Genomic DNA, 23,607 nt, shown 5'->3' on the forward strand with positions numbered 1-23,607 from the left:
AAGCGCAACTGTTGGGTGATTTTCGCCTGGGGCGTGAGGTGGGCGGGCAGCGCGTGGGCGGGCGGGTCGATGATGTCGGGCAGGGTGGCGAACACACTTTTGACGATCAGGTCGGCCATCACGTGCAGGCCGTCGGCGTCCAGGTGCTGGAGCTTGGGCATCAGGGTCAGGTCGGCGGCCAGGTCACTGGTGATGTCTTCGCGCAGCGCGCCGATGGCTTGGCGCACAGCCAGGCAGCCACCGTACTGTTCGCGGGCCAGGAACAGGAATTGCGAGCGATTGGCCGCGACCACATCGAGGAAGATCCGCACGGACGCATCGATAATGCCGCCCATCATGAATTCGTTGTGGCGCACCAGGCGGATCGTGGCACGGAAGGTCTGGCCGACTTCGCTGACCAGCACCAGGCCCAGTTGGTCCATGTCGGCAAAGTGACGATAGAACCCGGTGGGCACGATCCCGGCTGTCTTGGCCACCTCCCGCAGGCTCAGGCTGCCGAACCCGCGGCCACACTCCATCAGATGGCGGGCAGCGTCCATCAGAGCGAGGCGGGTCTGTTGCTTCTGTTCGGCACGGGGCAGCATGGCGGGCGGGCTTTGTCGGCAAGTACAGCGACGCACTCTAGCAAAACCGCTTCATAGACGTCGAACTTGGCAGGGCATTGCGGCGTGGATACGTGACACGTTGTGCAGAAAGTCAAAAGCCCGATCCAGGGATCGGGCTTTTTTCCGGGCCACCACAGGCTTAGCTCTGAGCTTGATGCAGGTCTTGCAGACGGTCGGCACCGCCTTCAGCAACACCTTCTGTATAGGCACGTTTGTTGGCGTGTTCAGCACCACCTTCAACCAGGCCTTTTTCTTCCAGGCGGTTGTGGCCGTTTTCGGTCACGCCTTCGGTGTAAGCGCGTTTGTTGGCTTGTTCCGAACCATTTTCAGCAACGGCGCCTTTGGCGTAGTCACGGTTCTCTTGTTCTTGCGACCCGCTACGGGCGAGGGTTTGGCTGAATTGAACGGCATCGGCTTTGACTTGTGGGATCGCTTGTTCAGCGGCCGGCAGGGCAAAGGCACTGGATGCCAGGACGGACAGCAGCACGGTAGCGAGTACTTGGCGTTTCATGATCGGTTGCTCCTTGGGAGGGCGATTAAGTGGGTACGTGGCTAATGCTACTCTCGATAAGTCGATATAAAAGTTCATAAACCCAATGGTAATAATCAACGGAATTGATTGTTCCCATGGGAGGCTCTAAGTCGAGCCTCTCAAGCCCGCGGTTTTGCACCGTGCTGGGTATTTTCGACACGTGCCGGGGTAACAATGGTGCGCTGGCGTGGGATAAATCTGTCGAAGTGGTCAGAAAAATGGGTTTTTTCCGGCAAAACGTTGATTGGGTTAAACCCCGGGAGGGTTTGCCAGTCCTAGCTGTATAAGCTGTCTCAAGGGCTGTGACTCAGCCAGTCGTATTCAGGAGCTCTGTGCAATGACGCGCACTCGTAAAATCGTCGCTTGGTGCTGCGCCAGCATCGTTCTATCAATCGCCGTGGTGGTGTTGTTTTTGCTGTTCTTCGACTGGAACCGCATCAAACCGCCGCTCAATGCCAAGGTTTCCGAAGAACTGCATCGCCCGTTCGCCATCAATGGCAACCTGGCGGTGGTGTGGCGCCGTGAACTGGACGAGGGCGGCTGGCGCGCCTGGGTGCCCTGGCCCCATGTCATTGCCGAAGACCTGAGCCTGGGCAACCCCGACTGGTCGAAAACCCCGCAGATGGTCACGCTCAAGCGTGTGGAGCTGCGTATCTCGCCATTGGCCTTGCTGGTGCAACGCGTGGTGATCCCGCGTATCGACCTCGTCGAACCGAGCGCCGAGTTGCAGCGCCTGGCTGATGGGCGCGCCAACTGGGTGTTCACATTCGATCCCAAGGACCCTAACGCCGAACCCTCCGCCTGGGTGGTGGACATCGGTGCCATCGGCTTCGACAAGGGCCACGTGACCCTCGACGACCAGACCCTCAAAACCCAACTGGACGTGATCATCGACCCGCTGGGCAAACCCATTCCGTTTAGCGAAATCGTCGGCGATGCGGATGCCAAAAAGCTCTTGGAAAAAGGCGCGGCCCCCCAGGACTATGCGTTCGGCCTCAAGGTCAAAGGTCGCTACCACGGGCAGACACTCGACGGCAGCGGCAAGATCGGCGGCCTGCTCGCCTTGCAGGACGCGGCCAAGCCGTTTCCGCTGCAAGCCCAGGTGAGCGTCGCCGACACCCGCATCGCCGTGGCCGGCACCCTGACCGACCCGCTCAACCTCGGTGCCCTGGACCTGCGCCTGAAACTCGCCGGCGCCAGCCTGGGCAACCTGTACCCGCTGACCGGCGTCACCCTGCCGGACTCGCCGGCCTATTCCACCGATGGGCGCCTGATCGCGCAACTGCATCAAGCCAGCGGCGCGACGTTCCGCTACGACAACTTCAACGGCAAGATCGGCGACAGCGACATCCACGGCAACCTGGCCTACGTCGCCAGCCAGCCGCGGCCCAAACTCAGCGGCACGCTGGTGTCCAACCAACTGCTGATGGCTGACCTTGCGCCCTTGATCGGTGCCGACTCCAACGCCAAGCAAAAAGCCCGTGGCGGGATGGGCAAGCAACCGGCGACCAAAGTGCTGCCGGTGGAAGCGTTCCGCACCGAGCGCTGGCGTGACATGGATGCCGACGTGGAATTCACCGGCAAACGCATCGTCCACAGCACCGACTTGCCCTTCACCGACCTCTATACGCACTTGGTGCTGACGGATGGCGAACTGAGCCTGCAACCCCTGCGGTTCGGCGTGGCCGGCGGCAAGCTCGATGCACAGATCCGCCTGAACGGGCGCATCAAGCCGATGGAAGGCCGCGCCAAATTGACCGCGCGCAACTTCAAGCTCAAACAGTTGTTCCCGACCTTCGAGCCGATGAAAACCAGCTTTGGCGAACTCAACGGCGATGCCGATATTGCCGGGCGTGGCAACTCGGTGGCGGCGTTGCTGGGCTCGGCCAACGGTGATCTGAAGATGCTGATCAACGACGGCGCCATCAGCCGGGGCCTGATGGAAATCGTCGGGCTCAACGTAGGCAACTACGTCGTCGGGCGCCTGTTTGGCGACAAGGAAGTGAAGATCAACTGCGCGGCGGCCGACTTCGGCATCAAGACCGGGCTCGCGACCACGCGCTTGTTTGTGTTCGATACCGAGAACGCCATCGTCTATATCGATGGCACGGCGAACATGGCCTCGGAGCAGCTCGACCTGACCATCACCCCGGAATCGAAAGGCTTCCGCCTGTTCTCGCTGCGCTCACCGCTGTATGTGAACGGTCCGTTCATCAAACCGAATGCCGGCGTGAAAGCCATCCCCCTGGCACTGCGTGGCGCCGGCATGGTCGCGCTGGGCGTGATCGCCGGCCCGGCTGCCGGGTTGCTGGCACTGGTCGCGCCGAGCGGCGACGTGCCCAATCAGTGCGCGCCGTTGTTGCAGCAGATGAAGGAAGGCAAGGCGCCGAAGACCGTGAAAGGTTGATTCGGCACAGTCGTAAGAAAGGGCGCCTCTAGAGGGGCGCCTTTTTGATGGCGGAGCTGTAAGTGTGCTCCTGGTCTTGCGTAGTTCATTTCTGAAACAGCAAATCCGCCCCTGATTCCCCTTATACCTCCTGCGGCGCCTTCTTATAGTCGGCGGTCATAGTCACTTGGAGGTGGACGCGATGCAGGGACCCTACGTTTTTATCAATGATCGACCGCAGCTTTATCCACTGCTCAAACTAAGCCTGTCACTCAGTCCTCATGCGCAAACGAAGTTCGACACCCTTAACCAACATATCCGCAACACCGTGGTATTACCTGGGCAACTGGTAATCATCGGGGACAGCCGAACAGCCTCTTGCACGGCTGAAGAAGCACGGCTGATGCTCTCCGCACGAAACGTGAAACATGACTTGATGGCGCACTCTGCCGCTGATCAGTCTTTGATTAAGAATTACGATCTGTTACAGACCATCATGGCCCATACCTCGATTGGCATCGGGGCTGCCAGCAGTGCCTGGAGTAAGCACCTTGCGGCAATCGAGAAGACCCTCATGGAAATCGACGATTTACATAAGCAGTACCTGAGGAAGGGCACCATGGGGGCAAGGGATGAGTTTCTGGTTAAGCGCAGAGCGCTGTTTGCAAAACTGGAGATTCAACTTTCTGGTATGGCACGTCTTGGCACGGGCTTGAAGAATGAAGGTTCGATCAAAAAAATGTTGGGCATTTCCACTAAAAGCTATTGGCATCACGGGGAAATTCGCAAATATGAAGAGACCGTCAAGCGTATCGCCAAGGCTTCGCAGATGTTGAAGAAAGGCACTTATATTGGTATCGCGCTGGATGTCGGAGTGACTGCGCTGGAGATAACGGAGGCGTGCTCCATCGGGCGGGAGCGGGAATGTACGCGGGCGAAGTTTGTGGAGGGAGGGAAGCTGGCGTTCGGGATTAGTGGTGCAGCGGCAGGTGGAGAGATCGGGGCTGCACTCGGAGTTTTCGCGTGTGCACTCGTCTTTGGCATACCCACCGGCGGGGTAGGCGCCCTGGGCTGCGCAATTGTTGCCGGTGCCGCTGGTGGTTTAGCCTTGGGTGCGCTAGGAAGCGAAATTGGGGAACACGCTGGCACTCGCCTTTATGAAGTTTCGGGGGCTAATCAATGACGCTTGAGTCCATGGGGATAGTCTCGGGGGTTATTATGATGCTGAGTTTCCCTATATCTTTTTATGCTATGTATACAAAGCTGGAAGAGGCCGAGAGCTATTTGCGGTTCAGCACATTTATAGTGATGTTCAAGCACATGTTCAAAGCCGGATTGTTTGAGGGGAGGATGAAGAGACTCTTCGCTGTCGCCCTTGTTATTCTTATGCCCGTGGCTTTTCAATGGAGACGTTTAGTACTCGTTGAAGATGTGAAAGCTATTCCCATAAGACTCAAACTCTGGATGGTCATGCCCTTCCTGCTCACACTGTTTTCCATCACTGGAATGGTCCTGTCATGGCTACTGACTACCTGACGGTCATATCAGGAAAAAAAGAGGAAGTTGGCTAACCTGCCCCCACAATAACCCGCTATCGCGAGAGCTATAGCGGGTTTGGCGTTACGTCGGACGGGGCTACCGAAGCGGCAACATCAACGTAATCGGCGAAAGTCCCGGACACGGTATAAATCCTGCGTACTTGGTATAGAAGCTCGACAGGCGTTCGTTCAGCGGGTGAACAATCATTGCGCTCGACCCAATCGTATTGGAGGCGCTGATTGCCCGTTCAACTGCATCCTGCAGCAGGTCGATGGCATAACCCTGGCCTTGAGCTTCTTGAGTAATCCCCATGCGCCCCAGCAGTGTCACTGGATGCACGCTAGGTGAGTTGCGTTGATGGCTTTTCGGAACGACGCTCTCGCGTGCGATGGAACCGCTCGACAGGGTGTAGTAACCCATGACGATAGCGGTGTCCTTGCGACAGACGACGTAAACAACGGCCTGTTTGGCCGCTTGAGCCTTACGCGCCTGCCTGTGCAGGTAATCGTTGATCGACTGTTCACCCGAATCGAACTGATCCAGGGAGTGTTCATCGTTCAGCCTTTCTGGGGCTTTTAGCTCCACCGTTTGGGTCTTTCTAGAAGTTGTTGTAGGCACTTGTTACCTCGGATCGGGTTGGCGTCCATGGCCTGTTCAAATGCGTCAAATGCAACGTCGTCGAGAAGGAACAGGCGCTTTTCCAGGATGACCTCTTCTGCTTTTTGACAAGCAGCCTCCAAGATAAAGCTGGTTCGATCGCGACCGGACATTGCCGCTGCCAAATCGATCAGGTTCCGTTTTTTTTCGTCCGCTCTCATGTTGATTGGAACGGGCTTGGATTTTTCAATGCTTTCAATGATTGCAGTCATGGTTCTGTCCCACCTTGGAATGGTTACGTTTTTGCGTGGAGGCCTCCTTATCGCGTTAGTGCGCCAAACTTCTGCTTAGTGTTTTGCATGGGGGGATACCTTTGAGATGTCTCAGTGATTCGCTTAATGTGATCTGTCGTTTGGGAGATCTAACGTTTGATAGTTGAGGCCATGATGGTGGCCTCAGGGAGCATGCTATCGCGTCGTGTAGCTAATGTCTACACGTGTGTATCTTATAGCTATACGCGCGTCAGTCCCATCACTCCCGCTCAGGAATACGCGACGATGCTGCTGAAGGAGGGACGCTGATGTCAGGAATAGTCGTTCCCTACCTGCTCGCGGGGATGGCCCTGTCATGGTTTCTGACGAACTGACGATCAAAAGGGGAAGCTGGCTAACCCGCTTCCCCTTTTTCGGCGCAGCCATTTACAGACTTTCGAGAATATCCGCCATGTCATCCGCATGCTCTTCTTCCTGAGCCAGGATTTCTTCGAACAGGCGGCGGGTGGTCGGGTCTTTGTCACCGATGTACTGGATGATTTCACGGTAGCTGTCGACCGCAATCCGCTCGGCGACGAGGTCTTCGTAGACCATTTCCTTCAAATTGTTGCCGGCCACGTATTGCGCATGGGCGTTCTTCGACAGCAGGTCCGGGTTGAATTCCGGCTCGCCGCCCAACTGCACGATACGTTCGGCGAGTTTGTCGGCGTGTTCGGCTTCCTGGGTCGCATGTTCGAGGAATTCTGCAGCGGCGATCTGCGCCTTCACGCCGCTGGCCATGAAGTAGTGACGCTTGTAGCGCAGCACGCAGACCAGTTCGGTGGCCAGCGAGGCATTGAGCAGGCGAATAATCTCTTCGCGGTCGGCGTCGTAGCCTTCGGTCACGGCGCCGTTTTCGACGTTCTGGCGGGCGCGTTGGCGCAGGGTCGCAACGTCAGTCAGGTTTGCTGCAGTCATCTCAACCTCCTGGGGCTAATCCGGTTTTACGGCACGCTCTGTCGGCGTGATCGCTCCAAGTTGTGAGTCGTGGGCGGGGCAAAAAGTTTTATTGGATTTGCCAGCAGATGTCATCAGCCCGTCGCCGGATTGGGTTAGCCTGCGCTCATCCTTTCTTGATCAAGGACGTTCGCTTCATGTCGCAGTCGTTAGTCACGCGTTACCCCTTGGTGCTGGTGCCGGGCATGCTGGGGTTTGTGCGCTTGGGATTGTTTCCCTACTGGTACGGCATCGTCCCGGCGTTGCGGGCCGGTGGGGCGCAGGTGTTTGCGGTGCAGGTGGCGCCGCTCGATTCCAGCGAGGTGCGTGGCGAGCAGTTGCTCGCGCAGGTCGAGCGGATTCGCCGCGAAACCGGTGCCGACAAGGTCAACCTGATCGGCCACAGCCAGGGCTCGCTCACTGCGCGCTATGCCGCCGCCAAATGTCCGCAGTGGATCGCCTCGGTGACGTCGGTGGCCGGCCCCAACCACGGTTCGGAGCTGGCGGATTATTTCCACACCCATTACCCCCGGGGCAGCGTCAAAGGCCGGATGGTCAGCGCGCTGTTTCATCTGGTCGCCGCCGTCATGAGCCTGCTGGAGACCGGCTACCGAGGCCCGCGCTTCAAGGCCGACCTGCACGCCTCGCACCAGTCGCTGACCAGCGCCGGCGTGGCGGTGTTCAATCGTGAGTATCCCCAGGGATTGCCGCCGACATGGGGCGGGCAGGGCGCCGCAGAGGTCAATGGTGTGCGCTATTACTCGTGGTCCGGCACCTTGCAGCCGGGTAAGACCGATCGCGGGCGCAACCTGCTCGATGGCACGAATCGCAGTTGCCGCTTGTTCGCCCGCAGCTTCGTGCGCGAGAAAGGCCACTGCGATGGCATGGTCGGGCGCTACAGTTCACACCTGGGCACGGTGATCGGCGATGACTACGCCCTCGACCATTTCGATATCGTCAACCAGTCGCTGGGGCTGGTGGGCAAAGGCGCGGAGCCGATCCGCTTGTTCGTCGAGCATGCGCAGAGGCTCAAGGCGGCTGGGGTGTAGCGGATGCACCGCGTTATCGTTCATCGCGGGCAAGCCCCCTCCCACAGTTGACCGAGGCGCCAGGGCGAACGCGGTCCAATGTGGGAGGGGGCTTGCCCCCGATAGCGATAGCTCAGGCAACGCCCAGCTTACGCCCGACCGGCGTAGTCCAGCGCTCCGACAAAATCACCCCGCCCAACGTCAGCAGCCCGCCCACCAGGTGATACAGCGCCAACGCTTCCTTCAACACCAGCGCCGCGATCAGCGCGGTAATCAGCGGCAGCAGGTTGAAAAACAACGTGGTGCGGCTCGGCCCCAGGGTTTTCACCGAGTGCATCCAGGCCAATGGTGCGAGCATTGAGGCCAACAGGCAGGCGTACAGCACCAACGGAATATTCGCCCAGCCCAACCCGGCTTTTGCCGAGTACAGAAACAGCGGAAACAGCACCACCACGGCCACCAGCACCTGCAGATACAGCAACACCGACGGCGGCAGGCGCAGCTGCCATTTTTTCAGCAAGGTGCTGTAGACCGCGTAGGCCAGGGTGGCGACCAGCATCATCGCGTCGCCCAGGTTGACCCCGTGTTGCAGCAGCGTGCCCAGGCTGCCGGACGACACCACCACCGCCACGCCAGCGAACGACAGCACCGCGCCGCTCAGCGCGCCGAAGGTCAGGCGTTGGCCGAGGCTGATGATCGCCGCCGTCAACGCCATCAATGGCATCAGCGACAGGATGATGCCCATGTTGGTGGCGCTGGTCAGCGACGCGGCGTAATAGGCCAGGCTTTGATACACCGCCATGCCCAGCACGCCGAGGATAAAAATCTTGCCCAGGTTCGGGCGGATGATCGACCACTGGGCAATCACCGGCTTGAGCATGAACGGGGTAAACAGCAGCGCCGCGAGCAACCAGCGGTAGAAGCCGATTTCAGCGGGGAAGATCGAACCCACGGCCAGTTTGTTGACCACGGTGTTGCCGGCCCAGATGAAAATGGCCAGCAGGGGATATGCGTATTGCATTGAAAACAACCCAAGGTGTTGGTGAGACGGGAGTATGGCGCAGTACCGCCGGGCGAACATCCGTAGTCGGTGAAGATGTTACAAGGTTTGGCTACACTCCTCGGTAGGCCGCGCCCTCCGGCGCGGTAACAGGGAGAAAACTCCATGAAGATGCTGCGAATTCCGTTGTTGATGATGGGCCTGCTGCTGTGTTCCCAAGGCTTTGCCGCTACCGCCCAGCAAAATAAAATGACCACCTGCAATGCCGAGGCCACCACCAAGACGCTCAAAGGCGACGAGCGCAAAGCGTTCATGAAAACCTGCCTGTCGGCGCCCGCCGCCAATGATGCGAAGACGCTGACCCCGCAGCAGCAGAAGATGAAAGATTGCAATGCGTCGGCGAAAACCAAGGCGCTGACCGGCGATGCGCGCAAGACGTTCATGAGCACCTGTCTCAAAGGCTGATCGCGCGTTCGCGCTCGCTGAAGATCAAATGTGGGCGGCTGGCTGGGCCCCCCGGTCCACCTGAAGGGCCAGCCCGCTCCCACGCTTGATCGCATTGACTACCGATCCACTCGCTTGATTCCCCCAAGGCTGGCAGACTGCCCATCCTTTAACGCCGTTCGTTTTGAGGCTGTATGCCAACGTTTTCTCAGCGTCACGTGTTATTGCTGGCCAGTTACATCATCATTTTCGGCGGGTTACTGCTGGTTCTGCCGTTGAAGTTGCTGCCCAGCCTGCTGGCCGGGCTGTTGGTATTTGAACTGGTCAACATGCTTACCCCTCAACTGCAACGGCTGATCGAAGGTCGGCGTGCGCGCTGGCTGGCCGTGGCCTTGCTCGGCACCCTGATCGTCAGCGTGTTGACCCTGATCTTTGCCGGCGCCATCAGCTTCCTGCTCCACGAAGCGGAAAACCCCGGGGCCTCCCTCGACAAATTCATGGGCGTGGTCGACCGCGCGCGCGGCCAACTGCCTCCGTTCCTCGACGCTTACCTGCCCGCCAGCGCCGCTGAATTCCGGGTGGCCATCGGCGACTGGACCAGCAAACACCTCAGCGATCTGCAATTGGTGGGCAAAGATGCCGCCCACATGTTCGTCACCCTGCTGATCGGCATGGTGCTCGGCGCGATCATGGCGCTGCAGCGCATCCCCGACCTGACCAAGCGCAAACCCCTGGCTGCCGTGCTGTTCGATCGTCTGCACCTGTTGGTCCAGGCGTTTCGCAACATCGTCTTCGCACAAATCAAGATCGCCGCCCTCAACACCGTGTTTACCGCCGTGTTCCTCGCCGTGGTGCTGCCGCTGTGCGGGATTCACCTGCCGCTGACCAAGACCCTGATCGTGCTGACCTTCCTGCTCGGCCTGCTGCCGGTGATCGGCAACCTGATGTCCAACACCCTGATCACCATCGTCGCGCTGTCGCTGTCGATCTGGGTCGCGGTGGCGGCGCTGGGGTATTTGATCGTGATCCACAAGGTCGAGTACTTCCTCAACGCGCGCATCGTCGGCGGGCAGATCAGTGCCAAGTCGTGGGAATTGTTGTTGGCGATGCTGGTATTCGAAGCCGCGTTCGGCCTGCCGGGCGTGGTGGCGGGGCCGATTTACTATGCGTACCTGAAGAGTGAGCTGAAGCTCGGCGGGATGGTCTGAGGAGGGAGCACACTGCTCTGCTGTAGGAGCGAGCTTGCTCGCGAAGGACGCCAACGATAACGCGGGCTGTCTGACGGCGCGCGGTGCTCTTGGGTTTTTCGCGAGCGAGCTCGCTCCTACAGGGGGGGCAGTGCGACGGTATCAGCTGCCGTAACGCTTGCTGGCCTCGATCGCCAACCCGCTGCCGATACTGCCGAAGATATTCCCTTCCACATGCCGCGCATTCGGCAGCATCGCCGAGATGCTGTGGCGCAGCGCCGGAATGCCGCTGGAACCGCCGGTAAAGAACACCGTGTCCACCTGCGCCACATCCACCGACGCGTCGCTGAGCAATTGGGTGACGCTGTTGCGCACGCGCTCCAGCAGCCCGTCGATGGCCGACTCGAACAACGTGCGGCTCAGGTCTACGCTCAAGCCCGGCTCAACCCGGTCGAGCAGCACATGGCGGCTGTCTTCGTGGGTCAGCTGGATCTTGGTTTCTTCGACTTCCATCGCCAACCAGTGCCCGGCCCGCTGTTCGATCAGCTTGAACAGGCGGTCGATGCCGCCGGTGTCTTCGATGTCATAGCGCATGCTGCCCAGGGCCAACTGGGATTTTTGCGAGTACACCGAGTTGATGGTGTGCCAGGTGGCCAGGTTCATGTGATGGCTGGTGGGCATGTACGCGCCGCTTTTCATGCGGCTGCCGTAGCCGAACAGCGGCATCATGCCGGCCAGCGAGAGTTGTTTGTCGAAGTCGGTACCGCCGATGTGTACGCCGCCGGTGGCGAGGATGTCGTCGTGGCGGTTGTCGTTGTGGCGACGGTCCGGCGACAGGCGCACCAGCGAGAAGTCCGAGGTACCGCCGCCGATGTCGACAATCAGCACCAGCTCTTCTTTTTCGATGGTGGACTCGTAGTCGAAGGCCGCGGCAATCGGTTCGTACTGGAACGAGATGTCCTTGAAGCCGATCTTGCGCGCCACGTCGACCAAGGTGTTCTCGGCTTCCTGGTCGGCCATCGGGTCGTCATCGACGAAAAACACCGGGCGGCCCAGTACCACTTCTTCGAACTCGCGGCCGGCGGTGGCTTCGGCGCGGCTCTTGAGTTGGCCGATAAACAGCGCGAGCAAGTCGGTGAACGGCATCGCAGTGCCCAGCACGCTGGTGTCGTGCTTGATCAGCTTGGAACCCAGCAGGCTCTTGAGCGAGCGCATCAGCCGGCCTTCGTAGTTCTCCAGGTATTCGTGCAGCGCCAGGCGACCGTAGACCGGGCGGCGCTCCTCGAAGTTGAAGAACACCACCGACGGCAAGGTGATTTTGTCGTCCTCCAGCGCAATAAGCGTTTCCATGCCGGGGCGAATCCAGCCGACGGTGGAGTTGGACGTGCCGAAGTCGATGCCGCAGGCACGGGCTGGGGATGGGTTTTTCATGTCTATCGGGTTCCGGTTGAAAAACGGCCGCGCAGTGTATGCCACCCGCGTGCAGATGCGTAGGCCGACGATCTGTTAAATAGCCGGCGGCGCGCCTTGAAAGAGCGGGGTTTGCCCCCAACTTGTCCAGCATACGGTCGGCGGCTGCAAGGTTATTCGTGCGGTGCCGATAAACTACTTAGACGCATCCATCGGCTTGGGATTGAGTTCAGTCAATCCAAACGCTGCAAACCGGCGCATGCTGTGCCCTTGGCTGTGCGATATCGATGACGGAGGGTGACCCCCCAGATGGACTTTAAAGACTATTACAAGATCCTTGGCGTGGAGCCGACAGCGGACGACAAGGCAATCAAGGCCGCCTATCGCAAGCTGGCGCGCAAATATCACCCGGACGTGAGCAAGGAAAAAGACGCCGAAGCCAAGTTCAAGGACGCGTCCGAAGCCTATGAAGCGCTGAAAAGTGCCGACAAGCGTGCCGAGTACGACGAGCTGCGCAAATACGGCCAGCATGGCCAGCCGTTCCAGGGCCCACCGGGCTGGCAGAGCCGTGGCGGCTATGGCGGCGGCCAGGACACGGGCGACTTCTCGGACTTCTTCAGTTCGATCTTCGGCGGGCGCGGCGATGCGTTCGGCGGCGGTCAGCGCCGCAGTACCGGGCGCAAGGGCCAGGATGTGGAGATGCAACTGTCGGTGTTTCTTGAGGAGACGCTGTCGACCGAGTCCAAGCAGATCAGCTTCCAGGTGCCGCAATACGACGCCTCGGGCCGGCATGTCAGCAACACCACCAAGAGCCTGAACGTGAAGATCCCTGCCGGGGTGACCGACGGCGAGCGCATCCGCCTCAAGGGCCAGGGCGCGCCGGGCGTTGGCGGCGGGGCCAATGGTGATCTGTACCTGATCGTCAAGTTTGCGCCGCACCCCAAGTTCGAGGTCGAAGGCGAAAACCTGGTGATCACCGTACCGGTGGCACCGTGGGAGCTGGCGTTGGGCACCGAAGTCGCGGTGCCGACCCTGACCGGCAAGATCAACCTCAAGGTCCCGGCCGGCAGCCAGAACGGCCAGCGCATGCGCGCCAAGGGCCATGGCCTGCTGAACAAGAGTGGCCAGCGCGGTTACCTGTTCATCCAGCTCAAAGTGGTGATGCCCAAAGAAGCCACCGAGGAGGTGCTCGGGTTGTGGAAGGCGCTGGCCGACAGCGCCGCCTTCGATCCGCGCAAAGGCTGGAACGCCTGACCCGCCAGGGCGGCGGTCTTGCAGAGTTCGGCCCAGGCCCGTGGGGGCCATGAATAAGCTGCTCATTTATACAATGAGGCGCTATTCATGGCCCACGCTCAAGCCCCACTCCCTCCCGGCGATAGGGCGCCGCGCCAGCGTGGCGTAGGGCGCGTCAGAACAGAAAGTAGCGCTGCGCCATCGGCAGCACATCCGCCGGCTCACACCACAGCAACACGCCGTCGGCCTTGACCTGATAGGTCTGCGGGTCCACCTCGATGTGCGGCAGGTAGTCGTTGTGGATCAGGTCGGTTTTCTGCACGTCGCGGCAGCCCTTGACCACTGCGATCTGCTTCTTCAGGCCCAAGGCTTGCGGCAAGCCGGCGTCCGCGGCGGCCTGGCTGATAAAGGTCAGGCTGGTGGCGTGCAGGGCGCTGCCGAAGCTGGCGAACATCGGCCGGTAGTGGACCGGCTGCGGCGTGGGAATCGAGGCGTTGGCATCGCCCATCAGGCTTGAGGCAATCGCGCCGCCCTTGAGGATCAGCGTCGGCTTGATGCCGAAGAACGCCGGCCGCCACAGCACCAGATCAGCCCATTTGCCGACTTCGATGGAGCCGACGATATGGCTGATGCCGTGGGTGATCGCCGGGTTGATGGTGTACTTGGCGATGTAGCGCTTGGCCCGGAAGTTGTCGTTGCCAGGGCCGTCGCCGGGCAGGGCGCCGCGCTGTTTTTTCATCTTGTCGGCGGTTTGCCAGGTGCGCGTGATCACTTCGCCGACGCGGCCCATGGCCTGGCTGTCGGAGCTGATCATCGAGAACGCGCCGAGGTCGTGCAGGATGTCTTCGGCGGCGATGGTCTCGCGGCGGATGCGGCTTTCGGCGAAGGCCACGTCTTCGGCGATGCTCGGGTCGAGGTGATGGCAGACCATCAACATGTCCAGGTGCTCGTCGATGGTGTTGCGCGTGAACGGCCGCGTCGGGTTGGTCGAGCTGGGCAGCACGTTGGGGAAACCGCAGGCCTTGATGATGTCCGGTGCATGGCCGCCGCCGGCGCCTTCGGTGTGGTAGGTGTGGATGGTGCGGCCCTTGAGCGCGGCCAGCGTTGTTTCGACGAAGCCGGACTCGTTGAGGGTGTCGCTGTGGATCGCCACCTGCACGTCGTATTGGTCGGCGACGCTCAGGCAGTTGTCGATGCTCGCGGGCGTGCTGCCCCAGTCTTCATGCAGCTTCAAACCGATGGCGCCGGCCTTGACCTGTTCGATCAGCGGCTCCGGCAGGCTGGCGTTGCCCTTGCCGGTGAAACCGATGTTCATCGGGAACGAGTCGCTGGCCTGCAGCATGCGCGCCAGGTGCCACGGGCCGGAGGTGCAGGTGGTCGCGTTGGTGCCGGTGGCCGGGCCGGTGCCGCCGCCGATCAGGGTGGTGACGCCGCTGGTCAGCGCTTCTTCGATCTGCTGCGGGCAGATGAAATGCACGTGGCTGTCGATGCCGCCGGCGGTGAGGATCATGCCTTCACCGGCGATCACTTCGGTGCTGGCGCCGATGGCCATGGTCACGCCGGGCTGGATGTCCGGGTTGCCGGCCTTGCCGATGGCGTGGATGCGACCGTTCTTGAGGCCGACGTCGGCCTTGACGATGCCCCAGTGGTCGATGATCAGCGCGTTGGTGATCAACGTGTCGACCACTTCATGGGCGAGCAATTGGCTCTGGCCCTGGCCATCGCGGATGACCTTGCCGCCGCCGAATTTGACCTCTTCGCCATAGACGGTGAAGTCCTGCTCCACTTCGACGAACAACTCGGTGTCGGCCAGGCGGACCTTGTCGCCGACGGTGGGGCCGTACATGTCGGCGTAGGCTTGGCGGCTGATTTTCATGTGTGTGAGCCCTGAGAAAAATGTGTTGAATGTGAAATCGCTATCGGGGGCAAGCCCCCTCCCACATGGGAATGCGTTCCAACTGTGGGAGGGGGCTTGCCCCCGATGAGGCCCTAAAGGTCGCCCATAATCCGCCCGGCAAACCCAAACACCCGCCGCCCACCGCCGAAGTCGACCAACTCGACCTCACGGCTCTGCCCCGGCTCAAACCGCACCGCGGTGCCCGCCGGGATATTCAGGCGCATGCCGCGGCTCAATGCACGGTCGAAGGTCAGCGCGTCATTGGTCTCGAAAAAGTGATAGTGCGAGCCCACCTGGATCGGCCGGTCGCCGCTGTTGGCCACGCTCAGGCTGACGGTGCGGCGGCCGACGTTGAGTTCGATGTCGCCAGGCTGGATCTGAAATTCACCAGGAATCATGCAGGTTGCCCCAGGGTCTTGTAGTAGATGGCGGTCGGGCTGTAGCGCCCGTCCGGGCTTTGGCAGTAATCGGGCAGTTCACCGACCTTGGTGTAGCGCAGCGCCTGGTAGAAGGCTTCGGCCTCGGAGCCGGCTTCGGTGTCCAGGTACAGCAGGCCGCGCTTGTGTTGGCGCGCGGCGAGTTCCAGGGCGTGCATCAACTGGTGGCCCAGGCCGTGGCGGCGGGCGCTGCTGTGGACCAGCAGTTTTTGCACTTCGGCGCGGTTCAGACCGTTGGCTTTCTGGCACAGCGCCAGTTGCACGCTGGCGATCACGCGCTCATCGCGCACCACCACCCACAGCAACAGGCTGGCGTCTTCGATGCTCGCTTGCACACCGTGCAAATACGCGCGCGCCTGGGCTTCATCGAAGTCGGCCATGAAGCCGATCGACGCGCCGTGCCTGACCGCGTCCAGCAACAGCTCGATCAAGCCCTGGCGATAGTGGGCAAAACTTTCAGCATTGACTCGACGCAGTTGCGCGGCGTTCATCGATCTCACTCCTGGGGCGGTTCGGCGCCCGGATTCAAGGTCAGTTGCATAAAGGTCAGGTCGAGCCAGCGGCCGAATTTGATGCCCACTTGCGGCATCTGCCCGGTGGTCATGAAACCCAGGCGTTCGTGCAGGCGGAGCGAGGCCTGGTTGCTGCTTTCAATGGCGGCGACCATCACGTGTTTACCGCCGGCGCGCGCGCGTTCGATCAGGGTTTGCATCAGGCGTGGGCCGAGGCCTTTGCCGCGTTGATCGTTGCGCACGTAGACCGAGTGCTCGACGCTGTAGCGATAGCCTTCGAAGGGGCGCCAGTCGCCGAACGAGGCGTAGCCCGTCACTTCGTCGTTGTCGACGGCGACCAGAATCGGGTAGCGCTGCGCCTGGCGCGCAGTGAACCAGGCCTGGCGGTTCGCCAGGTCCACCAGTTGCTCGTTCCAGATCGCCGTGGTGTTCAGCACCGCGTCGTTGTAGATGTCGCGGATCGCTGGCAGGTCTTGCTCGGTTGCATCACGAATCATGGCTGGGCCTCACGCGATGGGTTGGTGGACGGTCACCAGTTTGGTGCCATCGGGGAAGGTGGCTTCCACCTGGATATCCGGGATCATCTCCGGGATGCCTTCCATCACCTGCTCGCGGCTGAGCAGGGTGGTGCCAAAGTGCATCAGGTCGGCCACGGTACGGCCGTCGCGGGCGCCTTCCATCAGCGCGGCGGAGATGTAGGCGATGGTTTCCGGGTAGTTGAGCTTCACGCCGCGCGCCAGGCGCCGTTCGGCGACGAGGCCGGCGGTGAAGATCAGCAGTTTGTCTTTTTCCCGTGGGGTCAGGTCCATGGTTCAAGGTCCTTCATAAAATGCATTCTTAAATACAATGGAGATCAAGTGTGGGAGGGGGCTTGCCCCCGATAGCAGAGTGTCAGGCAATGCATCTGTAACTGACCCACCGCCATCGGGGGCAAGCCCCCTCCCACATTTTGATCTTCATGTGCTCCAGATTCGGGGTGCCACGGCCTCTCGGCCAAGTACTGCCGGGCGTAACAATTTCCATAAATCAATCAACCAACCCCGCGCCAGCAGCGCCTCGTTGGCCAGGCAGCGGGCGACCAGCAAGCCGGGCAGTTGGGTCAGGTCGCCGCGCACCGCGTGGGGCAGCGAGCGGCAGTGTTCGAGTAATTCAGGCTCGATATCACCGGTCAGCAACAAGGTGGCGAATACCGGTTGTCCGTCCAGGCCGATCGGTGAGTCGAGCAAGCCATCGGCGCCCACAATGCGCTGGCGTTCGTGCCAGAGCAACTGGCCGTCGCGGCGGATATCCAGGTGCGATTGAAAGTGCCCGAGGTCGAAGCGCTCGCCGCTGGCCGGGCGGCCGAGGGCGACCACGTCCCAGTACAACAGCCGCGCATCGCCGTGCAGCGCGATGCGTGTGCTGAGTTCGGCCTGGGCGGCGCTGAACACGATGGTTTCCTGAGGCAGCCATTCCAGGGTGGCGCCGGCCTCGACGCTCAGCTCCAGTTGCTGAAACGCCGGGCCGCTGGCGCGGTACCACTTGGCCGCGCCAGGGCTGGTCAATTGCGCCCAGGCGCCCGCGGCGACGTGGGCGCGGATGTCCAGGCGGTCGCCGCCGGCTATGCCACCGGGCGGATGCACGATGATGTGCTGGCACACCTCGGGGCCTTCGGCGTACAGGTGTTTCTGCACGCGCAGCGGGCCGAGGTGGCGGCGCATCACCGGGCGCGTGGTGGCGCCGAAACGCGCGTAGCCGAGTTCCAGCTCGGCGTGCCAGCTGGGGGTGAACAGGGCAGTGGAAACGGGCAGGTTCATGGCGTGTGCTTATCGTTAGGACGCTACAGATTAGATGGTTACGAGACCGCGCACACCGTCGCGTTCCATATTTTCGCCACGGCCTTGCTGGACGATTTCCCCGCGTGACATCACCAGGTATTGGTCGGCCAGTTCGGCGGCAAAGTCGTAGAACTGCTCCACCAACAGGATCGCCATGTCGCCACGGGCCGCGAGCTTCTTGATCACCGCCGCGATCTCCTTGATCACCGACGGCTGGATGCCTTCGGTCGGCTCATCGAGAATCAACAGGCGCGGCCGACTGGCCAGGGCGCGGCCGATCGCCAGTTGTTGTTGCTGGCCGCCGGACAAATCGCCCCCGCGGCGGTGCTTCATTTGCAGCAGCACCGGGAACAGTTCGTAGATAAACCCCGGCACTTCCCTGGCCTCGGCGCCGGGAAAGCGCGACAGGCCCATCAGCAGGTTTTCTTCCACGGTCAGCCGCCCGAAAATCTCGCGGCCCTGGGGCACGTAGGCGATCCCGGCGTGAACGCGCTGGTGTGGCTTGAAACCGGTGATGGCCTTGCCTTCCCAGTTCACCGCGCCCTCTTTGGCGGGCAGCAGGCCCATCAGGCACTTGAGCAAGGTGGTCTTGCCCACGCCGTTACGGCCGAGCAGGCAGGTGACTTCGCCGACCTGCACCTCGAATGAAAGCCCGCGCAGGATGTGGCTACCGCCATAGTATTGGTGCAACTTGTCGACTTGCAGCATTCTCAAAACCTCCTCAATTCCCTGTAGGAGCGAGCTTGCTCGCGAAAAACCTGAGGGCGCCGCGTGCATTCAGGCTGCCCGCGTTATCGTTAACGATTTTCGCGAGCAAGCTCGCTCCTACAAAAAAGCGAACTCAGCGCCCGAGGTATACCTCGATCACGCGCTCGTTTTCCTGCACCTGTTCCAGCGACCCTTCGGCCAGCACGCTGCCCTGGTGCAACACGGTCACATGGTCGGCAATCGAACCGACAAACCCCATGTCGTGCTCCACCACCATCAGCGAGTGCTTGCCCGCCAGGCGCTTGAACAGTTCGGCGGTGAATTCGGTTTCGGCGTCGGTCATGCCCGCCACCGGTTCGTCGAGCAGCAACAGTTGCGGGTCTTGCATCAGCAGCATGCCGATTTCCAGGAACTGTTTCTGGCCGTGGGACAGCAGGCCGGCCGGGCGATGCACCGAGGCGGTGAGGCGGATGGTGTCGAGCACTTCATCGATGCGGTCCTTCTGTTCCCCGCTCAGGCGTGCGCGCAGGCTGGCCCACACCGACTTGTCGGTCTTCTGCGCCAGCTCCAGGTTTTCGAACACGCTCAAGGCTTCGAACACCGTGGGTTTCTGGAACTTGCGGCCAATGCCGGCCTGGGCGATCTGCACTTCGCTCATCGCAGTCAGGTCGAGGGTTTCGCCGAACCAGGCGTTGCCGTGGCTGGGCCGGGTCTTGCCGGTGATCACGTCCATCAGCGTGGTTTTGCCGGCGCCGTTGGGGCCGATGATGCAGCGCAGTTCGCCGACGCCGATGTAGAGGTTCAAGGCGTTGAGTGCCTTGAAACCGTCGAAGCTGACGCTGATGTCTTCCAGGGTCAGGATCGTGCCGTGGCGCGTATCGAGGCCCGTGCCGGCGGCCTGGCCGATGCCGATCGCATCGCGGCCGTTGCCGGTGTCGAGAATAGGTTCGAGCATAAATTCCGCCGTCGCAGTCACTCTCATTGTTCACCCCGTTTCTTCAACAGGCCGATCACACCCTTGGGCAAATACAGGGTGACGATGATGAACAACGCCCCCAGGAAGAACAGCCAGTACTCCGGGAACGCCACGGTGAACCAGCTCTTCATGCCGTTGACCACCCCGGCGCCGAGCAGCGGCCCGATCAAGGTGCCGCGCCCACCCAGGGCCACCCACACAGCGGCTTCGATGGAATTGGTCGGTGACATTTCGCTGGGGTTGATGATGCCCACCTGCGGCACGTACAACGCCCCCGCCAGGCCGCACAGCACCGCGCTCAACACCCACACGAACAGCTTGAAACCACGCGGGTCGTAGCCGCAGAACATCAGGCGGTTCTCGGCATCGCGCAGGGCAGTCAGTACCCGGCCGAACTTGCTGCGGGCCAGGCGCCAGCCGATGTACAGGCTGCTCACCAGCAACAGCACGGTGGCGGCAAACAACACCGCGCGCGTGCCCGGTTCGGTGATGCCGAAGCCGAGGATGCTGCGGAAGTTGGTGAAGCCGTTATTGCCGCCGAAGCCGGTCTCGTTGCGAAAGAACAACAGCATCCCGGCGAAGGTCAGCGCCTGGGTCATGATCGAGAAATACACGCCCTTGATCCGCGAGCGGAAGGCGAAGAAGCCGAACACCAGCGCCAGCAACCCCGGCGCCAGTACCACCAGGCACAGCGCCCAGAGGAAGTGCTCGGTGCCGACCCAGTACCAGGGCAATTCGGTCCACGACAAAAAGGTCATGAACGCCGGCAACTCGTCGCCGGAGGCCTGGCGCATCAGGTACATGCCCATGGCATAACCGCCGAGGGCGAAGAACAGGCCGTGGCCGAGGGACAGCATCCCGGCGTAACCCCACACCAGGTCGAGCGCGAGGGCGACGATGGCGTAGCAGAGGATCTTGCCCACCAGCGTCAGGGTGTAGGCCGAGACATGCAGCGCGTTGTCCGCTGGCAGCAGCGACAGCAGCGGCAGCGCCAGCAGCACGCCGAGGATCAGCGCGCCGACGGCAATCGTCAGCTTGGGGCCGGCCTTTTGCGTGGCCGTGAGCATCAATGGCTGGTTCATCAGTCGATCACCCGTCCTTTCAGTGCGAAGAGGCCTTGCGGGCGTTTCTGGATAAACAGAATGATCAGCGCAAGGATCAGGATCTTGCCGAGCACGGCGCCGATCTGTGGTTCGAGGATCTTGTTGGCGATCCCCAGGCCGAACGCGGCCATCACGCTACCGGCCAATTGGCCGACACCGCCGAGCACCACGACCAGGAAGGAATCGATGATGTAGCTTTGGCCCAGGTCGGGGCCGACGTTGCCGATCTGGCTCAGCGCCACACCGCCCAGCCCTGCGATGCCGGAGCCCAGGCCAAAGGCGAGCATGTCCACGCGCCCGGTGGGCACGCCGCAGCAGGCGGCCATGTTGCGGTTCTGGGTGACGGCGCGCACGTTGAGGCCCAGGCGCGTCTTGTTGAGCAGCAGCCACGTCAGCACCACCACGCACAGGGCGAAGGCGATGATCACGATGCGGTTGTACGGCAACACCAGGTTGGGCAGCACTTGAATGCCGCCGGACAGCCAGGCGGGGTTGGCCACTTCGACGTTCTGCGCGCCGAACACCAGGCGCACCAGTTGGATCAGCATCAGGCTGATGCCCCAGGTGGCGAGCAGGGTTTCCAGGGGGCGGCCGTACAGGTGACGAATCACCGTGCGCTCCAGGGCCATGCCGATGGCGGCGGTGACGAAAAACGCCACCGGCAGTGCGATCAGCGGGTAGAACTCGATGGCGTGCGGCACGTAGCGCTGCATCAGCAACTGCACCACATAGGTGGAATAAGCGCCGAGCATCAGCATCTCGCCGTGGGCCATGTTGATCACGCCCAGCAGGCCGAACGTGATCGCCAGGCCCAGGGCCGCGAGCAGCAGGATCGAGCCCAGGGACATGCCGCTGAAGGCCTGGCCGAGCAGTTCGCCCAGCATCAGTTTGCGCTTGACCTGGGCCAGGCTGGTCTCGGCGGCGGTATGCACGGCGGCGTCGGTTTCCACGCCGGGGGCGAGCAGGGTTTCCAGGCGTGTGCGCGCCAGCGGGTCGCCGGTGCTGCCGAGCAGACGCACGGCGGCCAAACGCACCAGCGGGTCGCTGTCCACCAGTTGCAGGTTGGCCAGGGCCAGGCTGAGGGCGCTGTGTACCTCCTCGACGGTTTCGGCGGCGACACGCTGGTCGAGGAACTTGAGCTGCGCCGGTTGTGCGGTTTTTTGCAGGGTCTGCGCGGCGGCCAGGCGTACCTTGGGGTCGGCGGCGAGCAGTTGCAGGCTGGCCTGTACGTTGTCGATCAGACCGCGCAGGCGGTTGTTCAGGCGCACGGTCTTGGTTTCACCGTTGACCGTCAGTTGGCCTTGTTGCAGCGCGTCCACCAGCTCGATGCGCGCCGGGTCGGGCTGGGCGGCCCAGTCCTGCAGCAGTTTGGCTTGTTGCGTCGGGTTGGCGGCGAGGAAGTCTTCGGCGTCGCCGGCGTGTGCGCCAACAGGCAGCAACAGCAAGGCCGTGAGGATCAAGCGGTAGAGGGCAGTGGGCATAACAATATGTCCTGATCGTGCGCGCATCGGCTTTATGTGGGAGGGAGCTTGCCCCCGATAGCGGTGGGTCAGGCAATGCATGTGCTGACTAATCCACCGCTATCGGGGGCAAGCCCCCTCCCACAGGGGGCCGTGGCGGGGCTTAGTTACTTTTCACGGCGTAATCAGGTTTTTTGTCATTGCCAGGAATGTACGGGCTCCATGGCTGTGCGCGGATCGGTTCCTGGGTCTGCCACACCACCGAGAACTGCCCGTCGGCCTGGATCTCACCGATCATCACCGGCTTGTGCAGGTGGTGGTTGGTCTTGTCCATGGTCAGGGTGAAGCCCGACGGCGCGGCGAAGGTCTGGCCGGCGAGGGCTTCACGCACTTTGTCGACGTCGGTGGACTTGGCCTTCTCCGCCGCCTGCGCCCACATATGAATGCCCACGTAGGTGGCTTCCATCGGGTCGTTGGTCACGGCTTTGTCCGCGCCCGGCAGGTTGTGTTTCTTGGCGTAGGCTTTCCAGTCGGCGACGAATTTGGTGTTCACCGGGTTCTCTACCGACTGGAAGTAGTTCCAGGCGGCGAGGTTGCCCACCAGCGGCTTGGTGTCGATGCCGCGCAGTTCTTCTTCGCCCACCGAGAACGCCACCACCGGTACGTCGGTGGCTTTGAGGCCCTGGTTGGCCAGCTCTTTGTAGAACGGCACGTTGGAGTCGCCGTTCACGGTGGAGATCACCGCGGTCTTGCCGCCCGCCGAGAATTTCTTGATGTTGGCGACGATGGTCTGGTAATCGGCGTGGCCGAACGGGGTGTAGACCTCTTCGATGTCTTTATCCGCGACGCCTTTGGAATGCAGGAACGCGCGCAGGATCTTGTTGGTGGTGCGCGGGTACACGTAGTCGGTGCCCAGCAGGAAGAAGCGCTTGGCGCTGCCGCCTTCTTCGCTCATCAGGTATTCCACCGCCGGGATCGCCTGCTGGTTCGGCGCCGCACCGGTATAGAACACGTTCGGCGACATCTCTTCGCCTTCGTATTGCACCGGGTAGAACAGCAGGCCGTTGAGTTCTTCGAACACCGGCAACACCGATTTGCGCGACACCGAGGTCCAGCAGCCGAATACCACGGCGACCTTGTCCTGGGTCAGCAACTGCCGGCTCTTTTCCGCGAACAGCGGCCAGTTCGACGCCGGGTCTACCACCACCGGTTCCAGCATCTTGCCGTTCACACCGCCCTTGGCGTTGATCTCGTCGATGGTCATCAACGCCATGTCTTTGAGCGAGGTTTCGGAGATGGCCATGGTGCCGGACAACGAATGCAGGATGCCGACCTTGATGGTCTCGGCGGCCTGCACAGTCCAGGTCATGCCCATGGCGACAATCGATGCCGATAGGGTGAAAGCCTTGAGCAAACTACGACGCTTCATGGTGCGATCTCCGGGGATTTGATTTTTTTAGTGGCAGAGTTGGAAGCTGAAGAGTGCATA

Annotated in this window: 25 protein-coding genes and 1 pseudogene; 7 read left to right on the forward strand and 19 right to left on the reverse strand. The window is 61.5% G+C overall.

Annotation, left to right across the window (positions count from 1 at the left end; all coding sequences use genetic code 11):
* Both INT12_RS26915 and INT12_RS26920 read right to left on the reverse strand, forming a co-directional pair.
* A partial coding sequence (locus INT12_RS26915) for a TetR family transcriptional regulator (RefSeq protein ID WP_193059092.1) occupies nucleotides 1-584 on the reverse strand: 584 nt, incomplete at its 3' end.
* A gap of 160 nt (nucleotides 585-744) precedes the next feature.
* Nucleotides 745-1,116, reverse strand: a complete 372-nt coding sequence (locus tag INT12_RS26920; RefSeq protein WP_017849714.1) for a hypothetical protein — start codon at nucleotides 1,114-1,116, stop codon at nucleotides 745-747.
* 358 nt (nucleotides 1,117-1,474) lie between these two features.
* Here INT12_RS26920 and INT12_RS26925 point away from each other — a divergent pair, with 358 nt between their 5' ends.
* The 3 genes from INT12_RS26925 (at nucleotide 1,475) to INT12_RS26935 (ending at nucleotide 5,059) form a co-directional block, all read left to right on the forward strand.
* On the forward strand, nucleotides 1,475-3,544 hold the full coding sequence (locus INT12_RS26925) for an AsmA family protein (protein WP_193041058.1): 2,070 nt from the start codon (nucleotides 1,475-1,477) through the stop codon (nucleotides 3,542-3,544).
* 181 nt (nucleotides 3,545-3,725) lie between these two features.
* Complete coding sequence (locus tag INT12_RS26930) at nucleotides 3,726-4,706, forward strand: hypothetical protein (RefSeq protein WP_193041059.1); 981 nt, start codon at nucleotides 3,726-3,728, stop codon at nucleotides 4,704-4,706.
* Nucleotides 4,703-5,059, forward strand: a complete 357-nt coding sequence (locus tag INT12_RS26935) for a hypothetical protein (RefSeq protein ID WP_193041060.1) — start codon at nucleotides 4,703-4,705, stop codon at nucleotides 5,057-5,059. The genes INT12_RS26930 and INT12_RS26935 overlap by 4 nt, the downstream gene beginning before the upstream one ends.
* Nucleotides 5,060-5,158: 99 nt before the next feature.
* Here the strand turns inward: INT12_RS26935 and INT12_RS26940 are convergent, their stop codons facing one another.
* The 3 genes from INT12_RS26940 to INT12_RS26950 form a co-directional block, all read right to left on the reverse strand.
* Complete coding sequence (locus tag INT12_RS26940) at nucleotides 5,159-5,647, reverse strand: GNAT family N-acetyltransferase (protein WP_046487345.1); 489 nt, start codon at nucleotides 5,645-5,647, stop codon at nucleotides 5,159-5,161.
* Nucleotides 5,638-5,931, reverse strand: coding sequence for a DUF1778 domain-containing protein (locus tag INT12_RS26945; RefSeq protein ID WP_046487348.1), 294 nt, complete (start codon nucleotides 5,929-5,931; stop codon nucleotides 5,638-5,640). Before INT12_RS26945 ends, INT12_RS26940 begins: the two co-directional genes overlap by 10 nt.
* A 426-nt stretch (nucleotides 5,932-6,357) precedes the next feature.
* Nucleotides 6,358-6,888 carry a ferritin-like domain-containing protein gene (locus INT12_RS26950; RefSeq protein ID WP_193041061.1) on the reverse strand — a complete coding sequence of 177 codons (531 nt, stop codon included), beginning with the start codon at nucleotides 6,886-6,888 and terminating at the stop codon, nucleotides 6,358-6,360.
* A 176-nt stretch (nucleotides 6,889-7,064) separates the two neighbouring features.
* On the opposite strand from INT12_RS26950, the gene INT12_RS26955 reads away from it, so the two are divergent.
* Entirely contained in the window at nucleotides 7,065-7,955 is an 891-nt protein-coding gene (locus tag INT12_RS26955; protein WP_193041062.1) for an esterase/lipase family protein, read from the forward strand.
* A 112-nt stretch (nucleotides 7,956-8,067) separates the two neighbouring features.
* Here INT12_RS26955 and INT12_RS26960 read toward each other — a convergent pair whose 3' ends face one another.
* Nucleotides 8,068-8,955 carry a DMT family transporter gene (locus INT12_RS26960; RefSeq protein WP_193059093.1) on the reverse strand — a complete coding sequence of 296 codons (888 nt, stop codon included), beginning with the start codon at nucleotides 8,953-8,955 and terminating at the stop codon, nucleotides 8,068-8,070.
* 144 nt (nucleotides 8,956-9,099) lie between these two features.
* On the opposite strand from INT12_RS26960, the gene INT12_RS26965 reads away from it, so the two are divergent.
* Both INT12_RS26965 and INT12_RS26970 read left to right on the forward strand, forming a co-directional pair.
* Nucleotides 9,100-9,399 (forward strand): PsiF family protein, encoded by a 300-nt coding sequence (locus tag INT12_RS26965; RefSeq protein ID WP_017849707.1) that lies wholly within the window; start codon nucleotides 9,100-9,102, stop codon nucleotides 9,397-9,399.
* 173 nt (nucleotides 9,400-9,572) lie between these two features.
* Nucleotides 9,573-10,586, forward strand: a complete 1,014-nt coding sequence (locus INT12_RS26970; protein WP_017849706.1) for an AI-2E family transporter — start codon at nucleotides 9,573-9,575, stop codon at nucleotides 10,584-10,586.
* A gap of 141 nt (nucleotides 10,587-10,727) precedes the next feature.
* On the opposite strand, the gene INT12_RS26975 is transcribed toward INT12_RS26970, so the two are convergent.
* Nucleotides 10,728-11,996 (reverse strand): Hsp70 family protein, encoded by a 1,269-nt coding sequence (locus INT12_RS26975; RefSeq protein ID WP_017849705.1) that lies wholly within the window; start codon nucleotides 11,994-11,996, stop codon nucleotides 10,728-10,730.
* Nucleotides 11,997-12,284: 288 nt separating this feature from the next.
* Here INT12_RS26975 and INT12_RS26980 point away from each other — a divergent pair, with 288 nt between their 5' ends.
* Nucleotides 12,285-13,229: a DnaJ C-terminal domain-containing protein gene (locus tag INT12_RS26980; RefSeq protein ID WP_017849704.1), complete on the forward strand. Its 945-nt coding sequence runs from the start codon at nucleotides 12,285-12,287 to the stop codon at nucleotides 13,227-13,229.
* Between the two features lie 154 nt (nucleotides 13,230-13,383).
* On the opposite strand, the gene ureC is transcribed toward INT12_RS26980, so the two are convergent.
* From ureC to urtA, 12 genes and pseudogenes are all read right to left on the reverse strand, one after another.
* Nucleotides 13,384-15,084: an urease subunit alpha gene (gene ureC, locus INT12_RS26985; protein WP_193041036.1), complete on the reverse strand. Its 1,701-nt coding sequence runs from the start codon at nucleotides 15,082-15,084 to the stop codon at nucleotides 13,384-13,386.
* 113 nt (nucleotides 15,085-15,197) lie between these two features.
* Nucleotides 15,198-15,503, reverse strand: a complete 306-nt coding sequence (locus INT12_RS26990) for an urease subunit beta (RefSeq protein ID WP_017849702.1) — start codon at nucleotides 15,501-15,503, stop codon at nucleotides 15,198-15,200.
* Complete coding sequence (locus INT12_RS26995) at nucleotides 15,500-16,033, reverse strand: GNAT family N-acetyltransferase (protein WP_017849701.1); 534 nt, start codon at nucleotides 16,031-16,033, stop codon at nucleotides 15,500-15,502. Before INT12_RS26995 ends, INT12_RS26990 begins: the two co-directional genes overlap by 4 nt.
* A 5-nt stretch (nucleotides 16,034-16,038) precedes the next feature.
* Nucleotides 16,039-16,551 carry a GNAT family N-acetyltransferase gene (locus INT12_RS27000; RefSeq protein WP_193041037.1) on the reverse strand — a complete coding sequence of 171 codons (513 nt, stop codon included), beginning with the start codon at nucleotides 16,549-16,551 and terminating at the stop codon, nucleotides 16,039-16,041.
* Between the two features lie 9 nt (nucleotides 16,552-16,560).
* Nucleotides 16,561-16,863 carry an urease subunit gamma gene (locus INT12_RS27005; RefSeq protein WP_010213535.1) on the reverse strand — a complete coding sequence of 101 codons (303 nt, stop codon included), beginning with the start codon at nucleotides 16,861-16,863 and terminating at the stop codon, nucleotides 16,561-16,563.
* A 147-nt stretch (nucleotides 16,864-17,010) separates the two neighbouring features.
* Nucleotides 17,011-17,850, reverse strand: a complete 840-nt coding sequence (locus INT12_RS27010; RefSeq protein ID WP_193041042.1) for an urease accessory protein UreD — start codon at nucleotides 17,848-17,850, stop codon at nucleotides 17,011-17,013.
* Nucleotides 17,851-17,880: 30 nt separating this feature from the next.
* Nucleotides 17,881-18,579, reverse strand: coding sequence for an urea ABC transporter ATP-binding subunit UrtE (gene urtE / locus INT12_RS27015; protein WP_017849698.1), 699 nt, complete (start codon nucleotides 18,577-18,579; stop codon nucleotides 17,881-17,883).
* Between the two features lie 22 nt (nucleotides 18,580-18,601).
* Nucleotides 18,602-18,688: pseudogene (locus INT12_RS31485) on the reverse strand (outer membrane lipoprotein carrier protein LolA); the annotation flags it as partial.
* A 24-nt stretch (nucleotides 18,689-18,712) separates the two neighbouring features.
* On the reverse strand, nucleotides 18,713-19,561 hold the full coding sequence (gene urtD / locus INT12_RS27020) for an urea ABC transporter ATP-binding protein UrtD (RefSeq protein WP_046485662.1): 849 nt from the start codon (nucleotides 19,559-19,561) through the stop codon (nucleotides 18,713-18,715).
* Nucleotides 19,558-20,637 (reverse strand): urea ABC transporter permease subunit UrtC, encoded by a 1,080-nt coding sequence (gene urtC / locus INT12_RS27025; RefSeq protein WP_017849696.1) that lies wholly within the window; start codon nucleotides 20,635-20,637, stop codon nucleotides 19,558-19,560. The genes urtD and urtC overlap by 4 nt, the downstream gene beginning before the upstream one ends.
* On the reverse strand, nucleotides 20,637-22,139 hold the full coding sequence (gene urtB / locus INT12_RS27030; RefSeq protein WP_017849695.1) for an urea ABC transporter permease subunit UrtB: 1,503 nt from the start codon (nucleotides 22,137-22,139) through the stop codon (nucleotides 20,637-20,639). Before urtB ends, urtC begins: the two co-directional genes overlap by 1 nt.
* 142 nt (nucleotides 22,140-22,281) lie before the next feature.
* Entirely contained in the window at nucleotides 22,282-23,547 is a 1,266-nt protein-coding gene (gene urtA / locus INT12_RS27035) for an urea ABC transporter substrate-binding protein (protein ID WP_104904031.1), read from the reverse strand.
* Nucleotides 23,548-23,607: the final 60 nt, after the last annotated feature.

The sequence above is a fragment of the Pseudomonas sp. K8 genome (genome assembly GCF_014889455.1).
GTDB classification, from domain to species: Bacteria; Pseudomonadota; Gammaproteobacteria; order Pseudomonadales; family Pseudomonadaceae; genus Aquipseudomonas; species Aquipseudomonas veronii.

Bases quoted from the DNA above. Each gene is read 5' to 3' on its own strand.
- INT12_RS26920 (WP_017849714.1), bottom strand. From the start codon at position 1,116: ATGAAACGCCAAGTACTCGCTACCGTGCTGCTGTCCGTCCTGGCATCC.
- INT12_RS26925 (WP_193041058.1), top strand. From the start codon at position 1,475: ATGACGCGCACTCGTAAAATCGTCGCTTGGTGCTGCGCCAGCATCGTT.
- INT12_RS26930 (WP_193041059.1), top strand. From the start codon at position 3,726: ATGCAGGGACCCTACGTTTTTATCAATGATCGACCGCAGCTTTATCCA.
- INT12_RS26935 (WP_193041060.1), top strand. From the start codon at position 4,703: ATGACGCTTGAGTCCATGGGGATAGTCTCGGGGGTTATTATGATGCTG.
- INT12_RS26945 (WP_046487348.1), bottom strand. From the start codon at position 5,931: ATGACTGCAATCATTGAAAGCATTGAAAAATCCAAGCCCGTTCCAATC.
- INT12_RS26950 (WP_193041061.1), bottom strand. From the start codon at position 6,888: ATGACTGCAGCAAACCTGACTGACGTTGCGACCCTGCGCCAACGCGCC.
- INT12_RS26955 (WP_193041062.1), top strand. From the start codon at position 7,065: ATGTCGCAGTCGTTAGTCACGCGTTACCCCTTGGTGCTGGTGCCGGGC.
- INT12_RS26960 (WP_193059093.1), bottom strand. From the start codon at position 8,955: ATGCAATACGCATATCCCCTGCTGGCCATTTTCATCTGGGCCGGCAAC.
- INT12_RS26965 (WP_017849707.1), top strand. From the start codon at position 9,100: ATGAAGATGCTGCGAATTCCGTTGTTGATGATGGGCCTGCTGCTGTGT.
- INT12_RS26970 (WP_017849706.1), top strand. From the start codon at position 9,573: ATGCCAACGTTTTCTCAGCGTCACGTGTTATTGCTGGCCAGTTACATC.
- INT12_RS26975 (WP_017849705.1), bottom strand. From the start codon at position 11,996: ATGAAAAACCCATCCCCAGCCCGTGCCTGCGGCATCGACTTCGGCACG.
- INT12_RS26980 (WP_017849704.1), top strand. From the start codon at position 12,285: ATGGACTTTAAAGACTATTACAAGATCCTTGGCGTGGAGCCGACAGCG.
- ureC (WP_193041036.1), bottom strand. From the start codon at position 15,084: ATGAAAATCAGCCGCCAAGCCTACGCCGACATGTACGGCCCCACCGTC.
- INT12_RS26990 (WP_017849702.1), bottom strand. From the start codon at position 15,503: ATGATTCCTGGTGAATTTCAGATCCAGCCTGGCGACATCGAACTCAAC.
- INT12_RS26995 (WP_017849701.1), bottom strand. From the start codon at position 16,033: ATGAACGCCGCGCAACTGCGTCGAGTCAATGCTGAAAGTTTTGCCCAC.
- INT12_RS27000 (WP_193041037.1), bottom strand. From the start codon at position 16,551: ATGATTCGTGATGCAACCGAGCAAGACCTGCCAGCGATCCGCGACATC.
- INT12_RS27005 (WP_010213535.1), bottom strand. From the start codon at position 16,863: ATGGACCTGACCCCACGGGAAAAAGACAAACTGCTGATCTTCACCGCC.
- INT12_RS27010 (WP_193041042.1), bottom strand. From the start codon at position 17,850: ATGAACCTGCCCGTTTCCACTGCCCTGTTCACCCCCAGCTGGCACGCC.
- urtE (WP_017849698.1), bottom strand. From the start codon at position 18,579: ATGCTGCAAGTCGACAAGTTGCACCAATACTATGGCGGTAGCCACATC.
- urtD (WP_046485662.1), bottom strand. From the start codon at position 19,561: ATGAGAGTGACTGCGACGGCGGAATTTATGCTCGAACCTATTCTCGAC.
- urtC (WP_017849696.1), bottom strand. From the start codon at position 20,637: ATGAACCAGCCATTGATGCTCACGGCCACGCAAAAGGCCGGCCCCAAG.
- urtB (WP_017849695.1), bottom strand. From the start codon at position 22,139: ATGCCCACTGCCCTCTACCGCTTGATCCTCACGGCCTTGCTGTTGCTG.
- urtA (WP_104904031.1), bottom strand. From the start codon at position 23,547: ATGAAGCGTCGTAGTTTGCTCAAGGCTTTCACCCTATCGGCATCGATT.